This window comes from Motilibacter deserti (genome assembly GCF_011250635.1).
Classification (GTDB): Bacteria; Actinomycetota; Actinomycetes; order Motilibacterales; family Motilibacteraceae; genus Motilibacter_A; species Motilibacter_A deserti.
This window is the reverse complement of sequence record NZ_JAANNP010000001.1, coordinates 361,815-375,399: the sequence shown is the minus strand read 5'-3', so window position 1 is coordinate 375,399 and position 13,585 is coordinate 361,815. Positions and strand designations below refer to the sequence as shown.

15 protein-coding genes are annotated in these 13,585 nt (G+C 74.6%); 7 read left to right on the top strand and 8 right to left on the bottom strand.

Going from position 1 to position 13,585, the window contains the following annotated elements; genetic code table 11:
* Positions 1 to 101: 101 nt before the first annotated feature.
* The 3 genes from bla to glnA all read right to left on the bottom strand — a co-directional run bounded on the left by bla (position 102) and on the right by glnA (position 3,057).
* Positions 102 to 1,031: a class A beta-lactamase gene (gene bla, locus G9H71_RS01715; RefSeq protein WP_331272676.1), complete on the bottom strand. Its 930-nt coding sequence runs from the start codon at positions 1,029 to 1,031 to the stop codon at positions 102 to 104.
* Positions 1,028 to 1,489, bottom strand: a complete 462-nt coding sequence (locus G9H71_RS01710; RefSeq protein WP_166276868.1) for a hypothetical protein — start codon at positions 1,487 to 1,489, stop codon at positions 1,028 to 1,030. Before G9H71_RS01710 ends, bla begins: the two co-directional genes overlap by 4 nt.
* Positions 1,490 to 1,632: 143 nt before the next feature.
* On the bottom strand, positions 1,633 to 3,057 hold the full coding sequence (gene glnA / locus G9H71_RS01705; protein ID WP_166276865.1) for a type I glutamate--ammonia ligase: 1,425 nt from the start codon (positions 3,055 to 3,057) through the stop codon (positions 1,633 to 1,635).
* 217 nt (positions 3,058 to 3,274) lie between these two features.
* Between glnA and G9H71_RS01700 the strand changes: the two genes are divergently transcribed.
* Positions 3,275 to 3,766, top strand: a complete 492-nt coding sequence (locus G9H71_RS01700) for an RDD family protein (RefSeq protein ID WP_231133978.1) — start codon at positions 3,275 to 3,277, stop codon at positions 3,764 to 3,766.
* 34 nt (positions 3,767 to 3,800) lie between these two features.
* Here the strand turns inward: G9H71_RS01700 and G9H71_RS01695 are convergent, their stop codons facing one another.
* From G9H71_RS01695 to G9H71_RS01685, 3 genes are all read right to left on the bottom strand, one after another.
* A complete protein-coding gene (locus G9H71_RS01695) occupies positions 3,801 to 4,559 on the bottom strand; it encodes a VOC family protein (protein ID WP_166276862.1) in 759 nt (252 codons plus the stop codon).
* Between the two features lie 113 nt (positions 4,560 to 4,672).
* The gene (locus G9H71_RS01690) at positions 4,673 to 5,842 is read right to left on the bottom strand and encodes a sensor histidine kinase (RefSeq protein WP_196791515.1); all 1,170 of its coding nucleotides are present in this window, start codon (positions 5,840 to 5,842) and stop codon (positions 4,673 to 4,675) included.
* Positions 5,839 to 6,591, bottom strand: a complete 753-nt coding sequence (locus G9H71_RS01685) for a response regulator transcription factor (RefSeq protein ID WP_166276859.1) — start codon at positions 6,589 to 6,591, stop codon at positions 5,839 to 5,841. The genes G9H71_RS01690 and G9H71_RS01685 overlap by 4 nt, the downstream gene beginning before the upstream one ends.
* A gap of 115 nt (positions 6,592 to 6,706) precedes the next feature.
* Between G9H71_RS01685 and G9H71_RS01680 the strand changes: the two genes are divergently transcribed.
* Genes G9H71_RS01680 through G9H71_RS01665 form a run of 4 tightly spaced genes read left to right on the top strand, consistent with a single transcriptional unit; the run spans position 6,707 to position 9,531 of the window.
* Positions 6,707 to 7,366, top strand: coding sequence for a glycosyltransferase family 2 protein (locus G9H71_RS01680; RefSeq protein ID WP_331272675.1), 660 nt, complete (start codon positions 6,707 to 6,709; stop codon positions 7,364 to 7,366).
* On the top strand, positions 7,363 to 8,052 hold the full coding sequence (locus G9H71_RS01675; RefSeq protein WP_166276852.1) for a TIGR04282 family arsenosugar biosynthesis glycosyltransferase: 690 nt from the start codon (positions 7,363 to 7,365) through the stop codon (positions 8,050 to 8,052). The genes G9H71_RS01680 and G9H71_RS01675 overlap by 4 nt, the downstream gene beginning before the upstream one ends.
* On the top strand, positions 8,049 to 8,714 hold the full coding sequence (locus G9H71_RS01670; protein WP_166276849.1) for a class I SAM-dependent DNA methyltransferase: 666 nt from the start codon (positions 8,049 to 8,051) through the stop codon (positions 8,712 to 8,714). Before G9H71_RS01675 ends, G9H71_RS01670 begins: the two co-directional genes overlap by 4 nt.
* A gap of 31 nt (positions 8,715 to 8,745) precedes the next feature.
* The gene (locus tag G9H71_RS01665) at positions 8,746 to 9,531 is read left to right on the top strand and encodes an S-methyl-5'-thioadenosine phosphorylase (RefSeq protein WP_407939667.1); all 786 of its coding nucleotides are present in this window, start codon (positions 8,746 to 8,748) and stop codon (positions 9,529 to 9,531) included.
* On the opposite strand, the gene G9H71_RS01660 is transcribed toward G9H71_RS01665, so the two are convergent.
* Positions 9,455 to 10,795: a glycosyltransferase family 87 protein gene (locus tag G9H71_RS01660; protein ID WP_331272674.1), complete on the bottom strand. Its 1,341-nt coding sequence runs from the start codon at positions 10,793 to 10,795 to the stop codon at positions 9,455 to 9,457. The two genes, G9H71_RS01665 and G9H71_RS01660, sit on opposite strands and share 77 nt — an antisense overlap.
* Before the next feature lie 112 nt (positions 10,796 to 10,907).
* On the opposite strand from G9H71_RS01660, the gene G9H71_RS01655 reads away from it, so the two are divergent.
* Positions 10,908 to 12,077: a molybdopterin-dependent oxidoreductase gene (locus G9H71_RS01655; protein WP_166276843.1), complete on the top strand. Its 1,170-nt coding sequence runs from the start codon at positions 10,908 to 10,910 to the stop codon at positions 12,075 to 12,077.
* A gap of 44 nt (positions 12,078 to 12,121) precedes the next feature.
* Positions 12,122 to 12,541 (top strand): hypothetical protein, encoded by a 420-nt coding sequence (locus G9H71_RS01650; protein ID WP_166276839.1) that lies wholly within the window; start codon positions 12,122 to 12,124, stop codon positions 12,539 to 12,541.
* Here the strand turns inward: G9H71_RS01650 and G9H71_RS01645 are convergent.
* Entirely contained in the window at positions 12,504 to 13,562 is a 1,059-nt protein-coding gene (locus G9H71_RS01645) for an NAD-dependent epimerase/dehydratase family protein (RefSeq protein ID WP_166276836.1), read from the bottom strand. The two genes, G9H71_RS01650 and G9H71_RS01645, sit on opposite strands and share 38 nt — an antisense overlap.
* Positions 13,563 to 13,585: the final 23 nt, after the last annotated feature.

Below are 13,585 nucleotides of genomic sequence, written 5' to 3'. Positions count from 1 at the left end.
TCCCGATATCGGTGTCCCACAAGCTTGGTTGCGCTCGTGAACCTTCGGTCGGGTGGCGTCGCACGACGCAGCGCCTCGAGGGCGACGCGGATCGGCGTTGCTCAGCGCAGCGTCTCGAGGGCGACGCGGGTGGCGTCGGCGAGCAGCCGGTCCTCCGAGCGGGCGCCCTCGACGCCCCGGTCCGACATGAGGGCGATGACGTACGGCGCCCCGCCGCCCGGCGGCCAGACGACGGCGATGTCGTTGCGGGTGCCATGGCCCCCGCTCCCCGTCTTGTCAGCGGCCTCCCAGCCCGCGGGGAGCCCGGCCCGGACGTACGGGCCGCCTGTCGTGTTGGTCGTCATCCAGGCACGCAGCAGGGCGCGCCGATCGGCCTGCAGCGCGTCGCCGAGCAGCAGCTCGCGCAGGTCGTGGGCGATGGCGCGCGCAGTCGTGGTGTCGCGGACGTCGCCTGGGACGGCCGAGTTGAGGGCCGGCTCGACCCGGTCGGAGCGGGTGACGCGGTCGCCGAGGGCGCGCAGCGCCTGCTGCAGCCCGGCCGGGCCGCCGAGCCGGGCGAACATCAGGTTCGCCGCGGTGTTTTCGCTCTGCTGCAGCGCCGCTGCGAGCACCGTGCGCCAGGGCAAGTTGGTGACGACGTGCCGCTCGGTGACGGGGGAGTGCGGCACGAGGTCCGCCGTGTCGTACTCGACCGTCGCGTCGAGCTCGGCGTCGGAGAGCTGCTGCAGGAGCGCGCCGGCCGCGAGCGCCTTGACGGTCGAGGCGAAGGCGAAGCGCTCGTCGGCCCGGTACGTCAGCTCTCGGCCGGTGCCGGTGTCGACGGCGTAGACGCCGAGGCGGGCCTGATAGGCGTCCTCTAGTTCGCCGAACTCTTCGTCCGCAGTCGGGGGCGCGGCCGCAGGCGTCGGCGCGGTGGCGGTCGGGGATGGCGTCGACGACGCCGTGGCGCCGGCGCCCGGCGTCAATGAGCAGCCGGTGGCAGGCAGGAGAAGGACCGCAGCGGTCGCAGTGGCGCGGAGAAGGCGTCTCACGGCTCGTGGAGCGCCTCGGGCACGAGCGACCAGTCGCTGCGGTAGACGAGGTTGTGCAGGTCCTCCGCGTCGGCGGCGCTGAACACGTTCAGCGGCCATTCCCCGACCGTCGTGCCGCGCAGGTGCGGGTGGTGGAACGACCGCTCGAAGTGCGCCTGGAGCGTCACGCCCGGCAGGCCGCGCCGCTGCTGCTCGGGCCAGTGCAGCGTCCAGCTCGCCTCAGTGCCGCCGTCGGACGAGCGGACGACTCCGGACGCGGTCACGGTTCCGGTGCCGTGCAGCAGTTGCTCGTCGACCTCGGCGAGTGCCTGCCGCGCGACGGGGTCGAGCAGGTCGACCGTGCGCGCGAACGAGCGCTCCTTGTCGCCGCGGCCGGCCACGCCGTCGTGCACGCCGTCGCGCAGGTCGGCGAGGTGGCGGGCGAGGGCCTCGAGCTGGGGGAGCCTGGGGTTCGTCATGGCGGTGCCATTGTGCCCACGCCGTTGCCTTCAGCTGGGAGGCGAGGCGCAGGCCGCGGACGCGTCCTGAACCCCCGAACGACGAACGGCCGCCCCCTGCGTCTTGCGCAGGGAGCGGCCGTCCGGCTCGACCGAAGGAAGGCCTAGATGTCGAAGTACAGCTCGAACTCGTGCGGGTGCGGGCGCAGGCGGATCGGGTCGATCTCGTTGGCGCGCTTGTAGGCGATCCACGTCTCGATGAGGTCGGGCGTGAAGACCCCGCCCTCGGTGAGGTAGTCGTGGTCGGCCTCGAGGGCGTCGAGGACCTCGGCGAGCGAGCCGGGCACCTGCGCGATCTCGGCGTGCTCCTCGGGCGGGAGCTCGTAGAGGTCCTTGTCGACGGGCGTCGGCGGCTCGATCTTGTTCTTGATGCCGTCGATGCCGGCCATGAGCATGGCGGCGAACGCGAGGTAGGGGTTGCTCGACGGGTCCGGCACGCGGAACTCGATGCGCTTGGCCTTCGGGTTCGACCCCGTGACCGGGATGCGGATGCAGGCCGAGCGGTTGCGGGCCGAGTAGACCAGGTTGACCGGCGCCTCGAAGCCCGGCACCAGGCGGTGGTAGGAGTTCACCGACGGGTTGGTGAACGCCAGCAGCGACGGCGCGTGGTGCAGCAGGCCGCCGACGTACCAGCGGGCGATGTCGGAGAGGCCGCCGTAGCCGAGCTCGTCGTAGAAGAGCGGCGCGCCGTCCTTCCACAGCGACTGGTGGCAGTGCATGCCCGATCCGTTGTCGCCGAAGATCGGCTTCGGCATGAACGTCACCGTCTTGCCCGCCGCGTGCGCGACGTTCTTGATGACGTACTTGAAGAGCATGACCTTGTCGGCCGACTTCAGCAGCGTGTCGAAGCGGTAGTTGATCTCCGCCTGGCCCGCGGTGCCGACCTCGTGGTGCGAGCGCTCGACCTGCAGGCCGAGGTTGTCGAGCTCGGTGACCATCGCGTCGCGCAGGTCCGAGTAGTGGTCGACCGGCGGGACCGGGAAGTAGCCGCCCTTGTAGGGGGTCTTGTGGCCGCGGTTGCCGCCCTCCTCGACGCGCCCGGTGTTCCAGGCGCCCTCGATGGAGTCGATGAAGTAGTAGCCGGCGTTCTGCTTCGTCTCGAAGCGGATGTCGTCGAAGATGTAGAACTCGGCCTCGGGGGCGAAGAAGGCGGTGTCCGCGATGCCGGTGCCGCGCAGGTAGGCCTCGGCCTTCGCCGCGATCTGGCGCGGGTCGCGGCTGTAGGCCTCCCCCGTGTAGGGGTCGACGATGCTCATGTTGATGTTGAGCGTCTTCTGCACGCGGAAGGGGTCGACGTAGGCCGTGTCGAGGTCCGGCATGAGCTTCATGTCGGACTCGTGGATGGCCTGGAAGCCGCGGATCGAGGATCCGTCGAACATCTGGCCCTCGGTGAAGAACGCCTCGTCCACCGAGTCCGCCGGCACGTTGAAGTGCTGCATCACGCCCGGCAGGTCACAGAACCGGACGTCGACGAACTTGACGCCCTCGTCCTTGATGAACCGCAGGACCTCGTCCGCGTTGTTGAACATGCACCCTCCTGGTCGCTGCGGCGCGGGACTGCCGCCTTGCCGCAGGCTAAGCACGTGCCGTTACCCGGCCATGACCCTACTGTTTCACCAGTGTTACGGGATCTCACGCCGGTGTTACGGGCACGTGACCCAGGGGTCGGGCACGCGCTCTGGACGCGGGGCGTAGGCGGCCGCTGACGAAGAGGTGGTGCCCAGCTACCCGGGATAGCCTGCTGCCATGCCTTCGAGCCTGGACCGCCGCACGCTCGGGTCGTGGCTGAACGGGCCGCGCGCCACCCTCGAGGCCCAGGGCGTCCAGCTGCCGCCGCGGGGCAAGCGGCTGGGCCGCCCTGTCGAAGGGTCGGGGGCCGTCGCCGGCTTCGGGCGCCGCCTCGTCGCGCTCTTCCTGGACTGGGTGCTCGCGCTCGCGCTGACCCGGATCGCGACGATCGGGGCGGACGTCGACGGGCAGGCCTGGGACCTGCTGGTGCTCGGCGTCTTCGCCGCAGTGAGCTGGGGCACGCTCGCCGCCACCGGGCGTACGCCGGGCTATCTCGCCCTTGGCCTGCGGCTGGAGATGGCGCGGCCGGGTGAGCCGCGCACCGTCTGGGGCGTGCGCACCGCGATCCGCACCGTGCTGCTGACGCTCGTCGTCCCCGCGGCGATCTGGGACGCGGACGGCCGCGGCCTGCACGACAAGGCCGCCGGCACCGCGGTCGTCCGCGTCTGACGTTCCCTGGCGCCGCCGAGGAGCGGCGGCGGGGTCAGCCCTCGCCCGGCTCGGCCATGACGGAGAAGCTCGCGCCCCACGGGTCCTGCAGCACGGCGAAACGGCCGAACGACGTGTCCTCGGCGGGCAGCGTGACCTTGGCGCCGCCGCGCTCGGCGGCCGCGACGGCCTGGTCGGTCGAGCTGACCGAGAAGCAGGTCGACCAGCCCTTCGGCGAGCCCTCGCTCGGGCCGCCGAGACCGCCGAGCGGGCGCTCCTCGACGGCGAACGTCCAGTAGCCCGGCAGCTCGTCGACCGCGTTCCAGCCGAAGCCGAACACGGCCGAGTAGAACTCCCGCGCGGCCGCAGGGTCGTCCACCGCGGCCTCGTTCCAGACCAGCGAGCCGGGCTCGTTGTAGATCTGGGCGCCGATGTGCGCGGCCCCCTGCCAGAGCCCGAACACGTTGCCCTGCGGGTCCAGGGCCATCGCCATCGTGCCGGACGGGCCGACGCTCATCGGCTCCACGATGACCGTGCCGCCGGCCCCGGTCACGCGCGCGCAGGAGGCGGCGGCGTCGTCCGTGGCGAAGTACGTCGTCCAGCGCGGCGGGTCGTCGGGGTCCTGCTGGGCGGCGATCCCGGCGGCGTTGCGCCCCCGGACCTGGCAGTTGAGGTAGCCCCCGGACTCGGAGCCGCCGTCGTAGCTCCAGCCGAGGACGTCGGCGTAGAACGTCTTCGCTGCGTCGAGGTCGGCGGCGCCGTAGTCGATCCAGCAGGGCGTGCCGGCGGGCCATGGGGTGTCGCGAGTGGGCATAGCTCCTCCTCGGAGGGTGCGGCCGGATGTCGCGGTCGTGCCGACCATGCCACCGCCCACTGACAGTCGTCACGCCCTCGGTGGGCCACCGAAGCAGTCCCGCGGGGGCGCGGTCACCCCAGCGGGAGCAGCAGCGTGAAGCAGCACCCGCCCTCGACGTTGGAGGCCGTGACGCTGCCGCCGTGGGCCTCGGCGATGCCCTTCACGATGGCCAGGCCCAGCCCGGCGCCGGCGTCGGCCCCGGGCGTACGCGCCGAGTCCCCGCGGAAGCCGACGTCGAAGACGCGCGGCAGGTGGGCCTCCGGGATCCCGCCGCAGGTGTCGCAGACGGTGACCGCCGCCGAGCCCTCCCGCTCCTCGGCCGCGACGAAGACGCGCCCTCCGGGCGAGGTGTAGCGGATCGCGTTCGCCACGAGGTTCGCCAGCGCGCGCATCAGGGCCGCCGCGTCGCCCGAGACCACGAGGCTCGGCGGCGCGGTGCCGTCGAGCTCGATGCCGAGCCCCTGGGCGAGCGGCTGGGCGCTGGCGATCGTGTCGCTGACCAGGTCGTGCACGGGCAGCGCGTCGGCCCGGCTGGTCGCCCTCCCGGCCTGCAGCCGGGACAGCTCGAACAGGTCCGTCACCATGCGCGAGAGCCAGTCGACCTCGACCCGGATGGACTTCAGGTAGGGCGTGGGGTCGTCCGCCAGCCCGTCCTCGAGCGCCTCGACGAGCGCGAGCAGCCCGGCGAGCGGCGTGCGCAGGTCGTGCGACACCGACGCCACGAGCTCACGCCGGGCGGCCTCGAGCGTGCGCTCCCGGGCGGCGGACTCGGCGAGCCGTTCGGCGCTGAGCTCGAGCTCGCCGGCGATCTGCTCCAGCTCTTTGGTACGCAGTGGCCGCTGCCGCGCGGCAGGCCGGCGGACCGGGGCCTCCGCGAGGGAGGTGGCGAGGGTGCGCACCCGACGGGCGTCGAGGACGACCCCGCGTGCCAGGACGAGCCCGACCAGCGCCGCGACGGTCCCCGAGACCGCGCAGACGACGACCACCACCCGCATCTGCTCCGGGGTGAGCACCATCTTGTGCACCGCCAAGGCCGTCCCGGCGACGACGGCCAGCACGGTCGTCAGCACGACCAGCGCGAGGTTCGCCCGGAGCGAGAGCTGCCGGACCGCGCGCCCCACCGCGAGGCTGGCGAGCGCGACGGCCGCCGCGCCGACGACGGAGTAGACGGCGACGCACACGTAGGTGTTGGCGAGCGGGTCCGCCAGCACCGCGGGGACCGCGACCGACTGAGCGCTCACGCCGGTGCGAGATCGTCGGCGGGGCCCACCGGCTCCTCCTCCGGCGCGGGCGCGCCGGCGCTCCACCGGTAGCCGACGCCCCACACGGTCTGGATGAGCTCCGGGCGGGACGGGTCGTTCTCGACCTTCTCCCGCAGCCGGCGGATGTGGACCGTGACGGTCGACTGGTCGCCGAACGTCCAGCCCCAGACCTGCTGCAGGAGGTCCTCGCGGCTGAAGGCGCGGTCGGGGTGGCTCAGCAGGTGGACGAGGAGGTCGAACTCGCGCACCGTCAGGGCCAGCTCGACCCCGTGGCGGAACGCGCGCCGGCCTTCGAGCTCCACCTCGACCGGCCCGCCGGCGAGCCGGCCGGCGGGGCGCTGCGCGGGCAGCGGGCGTGCTCGACGGAGGACCGACTCGACCCGGAGCACCAGCTCGCGGGGGCTGAACGGCTTCGTCACGTAGTCGTCGGCCCCGACCTCGAGGCCGAGGACGCGGTCCTCCTCCTCGCCGAGGGCGGTCAGCATGATGACCGGGCACGCCGGCTCGACCGCCCGCAGCCGTCGGCACACCTCGATGCCGTCGAGCCCGGGCAGCATCACGTCGAGGATGACGAGGTCGGGCGCAGGGCCTGCGGTCGGTGCGGCGGCCGCGAGCGCGGACAGCCCGTCCGTCACGTGGACCGTGTCGAACCCGGCGCGGCGCAGGTAGTCCACGACCACGCCGGCGACGGTCTCGTCGTCGTCCACCACCAGCACACGCCCCCGCATGCGTCCGAGCCTAGGGCCGCCGGGGCCGCCCCGGGCCCGAACGCGGAGGAGCCGTCAGAGTTCCGTAAGGCGTTGTCCGGCCCCAGCGGGCCTCACGGCGGGGAGGGTTCTCGCCGTGGAGTCCCGCGACGTCGACGTGATCCTGCCCTGCCGTGACGAGGCGGCTGCCCTGCCGAGGGCCTTGCGCGGCCTGCCGCAGGGGTGGCGCCCGATCGTGGTGGACAACGGGTCGCGGGACGGGACGGCCGAGGTCGCGCGCAGGCTGGGCGCGCTCGTCGTCTCCGAGCCCGTGCCCGGGTACGGCGCGGCCGTCCATGCCGGGCTGCTCGCCGCGTCACGCCGATGGGTGGCGACGATGGACGCCGACGGGTCGATGGAGGGCTCGGACCTCGCCCGCGTCGCGGCCGCGGTCCTGGCCGGCCGGGCGGACATCGGAGTGGGCCGGAGAGTGCCCGTGCACGGCCGTGCCTGGCCCTGGCACGCGCGCGCCGGGACGGCACTGACTGCCGCGCGGCTGCGCCGCAGGGGCGCCCCGGTCCACGACATCGCCCCGATGCGCTTCGCCGCCCGGGAGACGCTGCTCGCGCTCGGGGTCGCCGACCGCCGGATGGGCTACCCGGTTGAGCTGCTGCGGCGAGCTGCAGAACAGGGTTTGCGGTTCAGCGAAGTGCACATCGCCTACGGCCCGCGGGCGAGCGGGACGCGGTCGAAGGTCAGCGGCTCCCTGCGCGGGTCGGTGCTCGCCGCCGTCGACTTCACCGCGGCCCTGCGATGACCGCGCCCGCCCTCATGGTCGTCGCCAAAGCTCCGGTGCCCGGGACCGTGAAGACGAGGCTGTCGCCGCCGCTGCACCCGACGAGCGCGGCCGAGATTGCGGCCGCCGCACTGCTCGACACGCTCGACAACGTGCTCCTAGCCGCTCGCCTGCTCGCGGCGCCGCGGCCGGTCCTCGCGCTCGCCGGCGACCCGCGGCGGGCCGTGCGTGCGCACGAGCTGCAGCCGGCGTTCACCGCGTTCCGGGTGGTGCGCCAGCGCGGCGGGGCGCTGGGGGAGCGGCTGCTCAACGCGCAGCGGGACGGGGTGCCGAGCGGCCCGCTCGTGCTCGTCGGCATGGACACGCCCCAGGCGGGCGCTGACGCCCTGCTCGACGCCGCCTCCGCGCTGGGGGCGGCGCCCGCGGCGCTCGGGCCGGCAGTGGACGGGGGCTGGTGGGCGCTCGCGCTGCGCGAGGCCCGGGACATGGCGCTCGTCCGCGACGTCGAGATGTCCACGCCCGACACCGGGGAGGCGACGCGGCACGCCCTCGTCGACGGCGGGGTGACCCCGCGGCTGCTGGCGACGTACCGCGACGTGGACCACTGGGAGGACGCGGTCGCGGTCGCCGCCGGCTCCGCGGGCACGCGGTTCGCGCACGCCGTGGCCGAGGCGGCTCGCACGCTTCCCGCGCCGGCCGGCCGATGAGCGCGCTCGCGGCGTACGAGCAGGCGCTCCTGCACGGGGTCGACTGCGTGGTGCGCGGGGCGAGGGCCGACAAGCTGGCGTTGCCGGTCGCGCGCTGGATGCAGGCGGCGGGCCCGGCCGACGAGGACCTGCTGCAGGCGTGCGCCGTCACCGGCGGCCCCGTCCTCGACGTGGGGTGCGGGCCGGGCCGGCTGGCGGCCGAGCTAGTCGCGCGCGGGGTGCCTACCCTCGGCCTCGACCTGTCGGGAGCGGCGGTCGCGCTGGCGCGGTTCCGCGGCGCGTACGCCGAGCAGCTCGACGTGTTCGGGCCCGTGCCCGACACCGGCGCCTGGGGCTGCATCCTGCTCGCGGACGGCAACATCGGCATCGGCGGCGACCCGACGGCCCTGCTCGCCCGGTGCGCGCAGCTCCTGCGGCCAGGCGGGCGCGTCGTCGCGGACGTCTCGACGACCGTGACCGGCGTGCGTCGCGCCGTCTACCGGCTGGAGGCGTCGACGGCCTCCGGCACGGTGGGCGGCCCGCTGCGCTGGGCCGCCGTTGGCTGCGACGCCGTCGCGCAGCTGGGGGAGCAGGCGGGCCTGCGCCTGCGCTCGGTTCGGACCGTCGGCCGGAGCCGGCGGGCCGTGGTCGTATGGGAGAAGGAGGGTTCGCATGTCGACTGAGGCTGTGGCGGGCCGGGTGCCGCACATCGGCGTGATCGGGGGATCGGGCTTCTACCGCTTCCTGGACGACGCGAGCGTGGTCGAGGCCGACACCCCGTACGGGAGCCCGAGCGGGCCGCTCGCGGTCGGGGAGGTCCGCGGCGTGCCGGTCGCGTTCCTGCCCCGCCACGGGCCGGGGCACCGCTTCCCGCCGCACCGGGTGCCGAGCCGGGCCAATCTCTGGGCGCTCCGGGCGCTGGGCGTACGCCAGGTCCTCGCGCCGTACGCGGTCGGCTCGCTGCGGGCCGACCTCGCACCTGGCCGCTTCGTCGTCCCGGACCAGCTCATCGACCGGACCTGGGGGCGTGAGCACACCTACGCCGACGGCAGCGACGGCGTCGTCCACGTCCCCTTCGCCGACCCGTACTGCCCGGACGGGCGGCGCGCGGTGCTGGCAGCCGGCAGCCTTCGCGGGGACGACGTTGTCGACGGCGGCACCCTCGTCGTGGTCAACGGGCCACGGTTCTCCACGCGCGCCGAGTCCCGTTGGCACGCCGCGAGTGGCGGCGACGTCGTGGGCATGACGGCGATGCCGGAAGCGGCGCTCGCCCGTGAGCTCGCGCTCTGCTACACCGGCATCGCGCTCGTCACGGACTTCGACGCGGGCGTCGGGGAGGACGACTTCGTGACGCAGGAAGAGGTCTTCCGTGTCATGGCGGCCAATGTCGAGCGCGTGCGCGCGCTCCTGGCCGACGTCGTCGTCACCCTGCCGTCGGCGCCGACGTGCTCGTGCGCGGCTGCGGTGGAGGGACAGCGGCTGCCGTACGCGCTGCCCTGACGCGCGCGGCGGCGGCGACGAGGACGACGACCGCCGCCGCCCCGTACGCCCACCGCTGCGTGAGCACCGGGTCCATCCCCAGCGCCGGCGCCAGGTAGACCGGGTACGCGGCGGCGCCCACCGCCACCCACTCCGGGCGCCGGCCCAGGGCCGCGAGGGCGACGAGCAGCAGGAGGTACCACGGGTACGGTGGGCCGGCCAGCACGAACGCGGTCCCCGTGACCAGGAGCGCGCCGTCCCACGGCTGCGCGGGGTCGCCGCGGAGCACGACGTACGCGGTGACGGCGAGCAGCACCAGCGCCCCGGCCACCGGCGCCGCCGCGTCGGGCAGCACGAGGCGCAGCAGCGCCCAGCGCGTCGCCCCGGAGTAGCCCTCCTCCGACAGGTAGCCCGGCAGGAAGCCGAGGACGCCCGTCCCCACCGCGAGCACGTGCGGCACGTAGACGAGCACCAGCGTGCCGAGCATCGCGAGGAGGAGGCGTACGGGCCGGTGCCGGACCGCGGCGGGCACGACGAGCCCCGGAAGCACCTTCACCGCCACCGCGAGGCCGAGGACGACGCCGGCCCAGCCGGAGCGCCGGCGCGCGGCGAGGGCGAGCCCGCCGACGGCGAGGACGACCCCGAGCACGTCGACGTGCGCGTTGTTCGCCGTCTCGTAGACGGTCAACGGGCACCACGCCCAGAGCGCGGCCCACCGCGGGTCCCGGCCGGCGGAGCGCAGCAGCCGCAGGAGCAGCAGCGTCACGAGCAGCCCGCACAGGGCTGCCGCGGCTTGCAGCGGCCCGGCGCGCGTCCCCGGCGGGCTCGCCGCGTGGACGGCGACGAACGCTGCTTGCGCCACGGGCGGGTAGATCGTGTGCTCGGTCGGGTGGTTGATCCGGGTGCACGCCGACTCCCGGCAGTGCTCGGGGAAGAGCCACGGGTCGCGCAGCGAGGCGAGCGCGGGGTCGACCGGGGCGTAGCGGTAGGGGTCGATGCCCGCGGCCTGCACCCGGCCGTCCCAGACGTAGCGCAGGAAGTCGTCCGTGGAACGCGGCGGCTGGGTCAGCGCCACCGCCTGAAGCACGACGGCGCCGCCGAGGACCACCCCCGCGGCGGCGTGGCGTGGCACATGGCGCAGCGCCCCGAGCGCCAGCAGGTACGCGGCGAAGGCGACGGCGAGCGCGGCGATGAGATGCCACCGGGCGTTGTTGGGCACGCCGATGTGCACGACCGCCGTCATGGCGACGACGAGCAGGCTCAGGCAGGCGAGTGCTCTCCGCACCCTCCCAGGGTCCCCACCGTGGCGGCCGTGACCGCCGGAGCGCGCCGCACGTCAGGATTCCGTAAGGCCGCGCAGCCCCGGTACGACGCCAGGGCGTGCCTACCGTCCAAGGATGCGGAACCCGATCGACCTGCCGCTGACTCCGCCACCGGACACGTCGCGCGTAGGGCCCTTCCGTGAAGGCTTCTTCCGCTCTCCGGTCCACCGGCCGCGCACCGCCGCGGTGGTCGGGCGGGCGCTCGGATTGGCGCTGCTCGTCTGCCTCGTCACGGGCGTGTTCAGCCACTTCGTGCAGCACCCGCCGGGAGGGCAGGCCTGGCCGAGCCGGCCCGTCCAGCTCTACCGCGTCACCCAGGGGCTGCACGTCGCGGCCGGCATCGCCGTCATCCCGTTGCTGCTGGCGAAGCTTTGGGTCGTCTATCCGCGGCTCTTCGGCTGGCCGCCGTTCCGCACCGTGCGCGACGTCGCAGAACGGCTGTCGGTGCTCGTGCTCATCGGCGCGGCCTCGTTCGAGGTGGTGAGCGGCCTGCTCAACACCCTGCAGTGGTACCCGTGGGCGTTCTTCTTCCCCGCCGCGCACTACGAGGTCGCGTGGCTGCTCCTCGGCGCGGTCCTGCTGCACCTCGCGGTGAAGTGGCCGGTCATCGCCGCAGCGCTCGGGCGTCACCGTGCGGCGGAGCCGCGCGAGGACGCGCTCTCGCGCCGGCGCTTCCTCTGGGGGGTCACGGGCGCGGTCGGCGCCGTCACCGTCGCCACGGTCGGGCAGACCGTGGCGCCGTTGGAGCGGCTCGCGGTGCTGGCTCCGCGCCGGCCCTCCGTCGGCCCGCAGGGCCTGCCGGTGAACCGCACGTCGAGGCAGGCGCACGTCGAGCGGGCCGCGCTCGACCCCGGCTGGCGGCTCGAGGTGCGCGGGCCGCGCCCGGCCAGCCTGACGCTGGAGGAGCTGCGGGCGCTGCCCCAGCACGCAGCGACGCTCCCCATCGCGTGCGTCGAGGGGTGGAGCGCATCGGGCCGCTGGAGCGGGGTGAGGCTGCGGGACCTGCTCGAGCTGGTGGGCGCGCCTGCGGGCGCCGAGGTCCGCGCGGTGTCTCTGGAGCGCGAGGGGAACTACCGCGAGTCCCTGGTGCAGCGGCATCACGCCGCCGACCCGCTGACGCTGGTCGCCCTCGACCTGGAGGGCGAGCCCCTGCACCTCGAGCACGGCTTCCCCGCCCGGCTCATCGCCCCGAACCGGCCGGGTGTGCTGCAGACGAAGTGGCTCGCGCGGCTGGAGGTGCTGTGACGCGCGGCGGGCCGAGCACGGGCTCCGGGGCCTCGCCTGCCCGCGTGGCCCGTCTCCTGCTCGGCTGCACAGGGGTCTGCGTCATGGTGGCCGCCGCCTGGTCGGTCGGCACCGGTGGCGCCTTGACGGCGCCCGGCAGCCTCGTGAAGTGGCTCGTGGGCCCGGTCCTCGTGCACGACCTGGTGATCGCCCCGACGGCCTGTGCCGTGGCCGCCGCTGCCCACCGCCTGCTGCCCCAGCCCACGCGGGTCGTGGTGCAGGCCGGGCTCGGGGTGGCCGCCGTCCTCGCTCTCGTCGGCCTGCCGCTCCTGCTGGCGCCGGGGAGCTCGAACCCGACGGTGCTGCCGCGGGACTATCCGCGCGGGCTGGCGGCCGCGCTCGCCCTCGTCCTCGGCGTCACCGTCCTCACGGCGTTCGTCGTCGAGGTCAACCGCCGCGCAGCGCGGCGACGGCGAAACGGCTGACGCCGTCGGCGAAGGGGACACGAGCCGACCACCCGAGCTCGGCCACGGCCCGGGCGCTGGACGCGGTGACGTGCCGGACGTCCCCCAGCCGGAAGGCGCCGGTGACGACCGGCGCCGGGCCGCCGATCGCGCGCGCGAGCTCGCCCGCCATGTCCCCGACCGTCCGGGGGCTCCCACTACCGATGTTGAACGCACGCAACCCACTTCCGGAAGCACGCGTCGTCCATGCGAGCGCCGCCTCGTTGGCCCGCGCCACGTCGCCGACCTCCACGAAGTCGCGCCGTTGCCGACCGTCCTCGAAGACGCGAGGTGCCTCGCCCCGCTCTAGCGCCGACCGGAAGATCGCCGCCACCCCTGCGTACGGCGTGTCCCGCGGCATTCTCGGCCCGTAGACGTTGTGGTAGCGCAACGCCGCGACGACGCCGCCGGTCTCACGGGCCCAGACGGCCGCCAGCTGCTCCTGGGCGAGCTTCGTCGCCGCGTAGCCGTTGCGCGGGTCCACGGGGGCCTCCTCGGACACCAGCCCCGGCGTCAGCTCGCGCGCGCACTGCGGGCAGCACGGCTCGAACCGCCCGGCCTCGAGGTCCTCCGGCCGTCGTGGGGGAGCCGGCACGTCACCGTGCTCCGCGCAGCTGTAGCGCCCCTCGCCGTAGACGACCATCGAGCTGGCCAGGACGAGCCGGTGCACCCCGCTGCGCGCCATCTGCGTCAACAGGACCGCAGTGCCGAGGTCGTTGACGCCGACGTAGTCGGGCAGGTCTCCGATCCCGGTCCCGAGCCCGACCATGGCCGCCTGGTGCACGACGGCCTCGACGCCGGACAGCGCCTGCGCCACGGCATCGGCGTCCCGTACGTCGCGGCGGACCAGCTCGACGTCGCGCGGCAGGCGGGGGCTCGCCGCCGGGCCGTGCGCGGCGGGGAGCAGCACGTCGAGCACGCGCACCTCGTGCCCCGCGTCGAGGAGGCACTCGAGGACGTGTGAGCCGATGAACCCGGCACCGCCGGTGAGCAGGACCCGCATGACGCGATCCTGTCGCCCGCGCG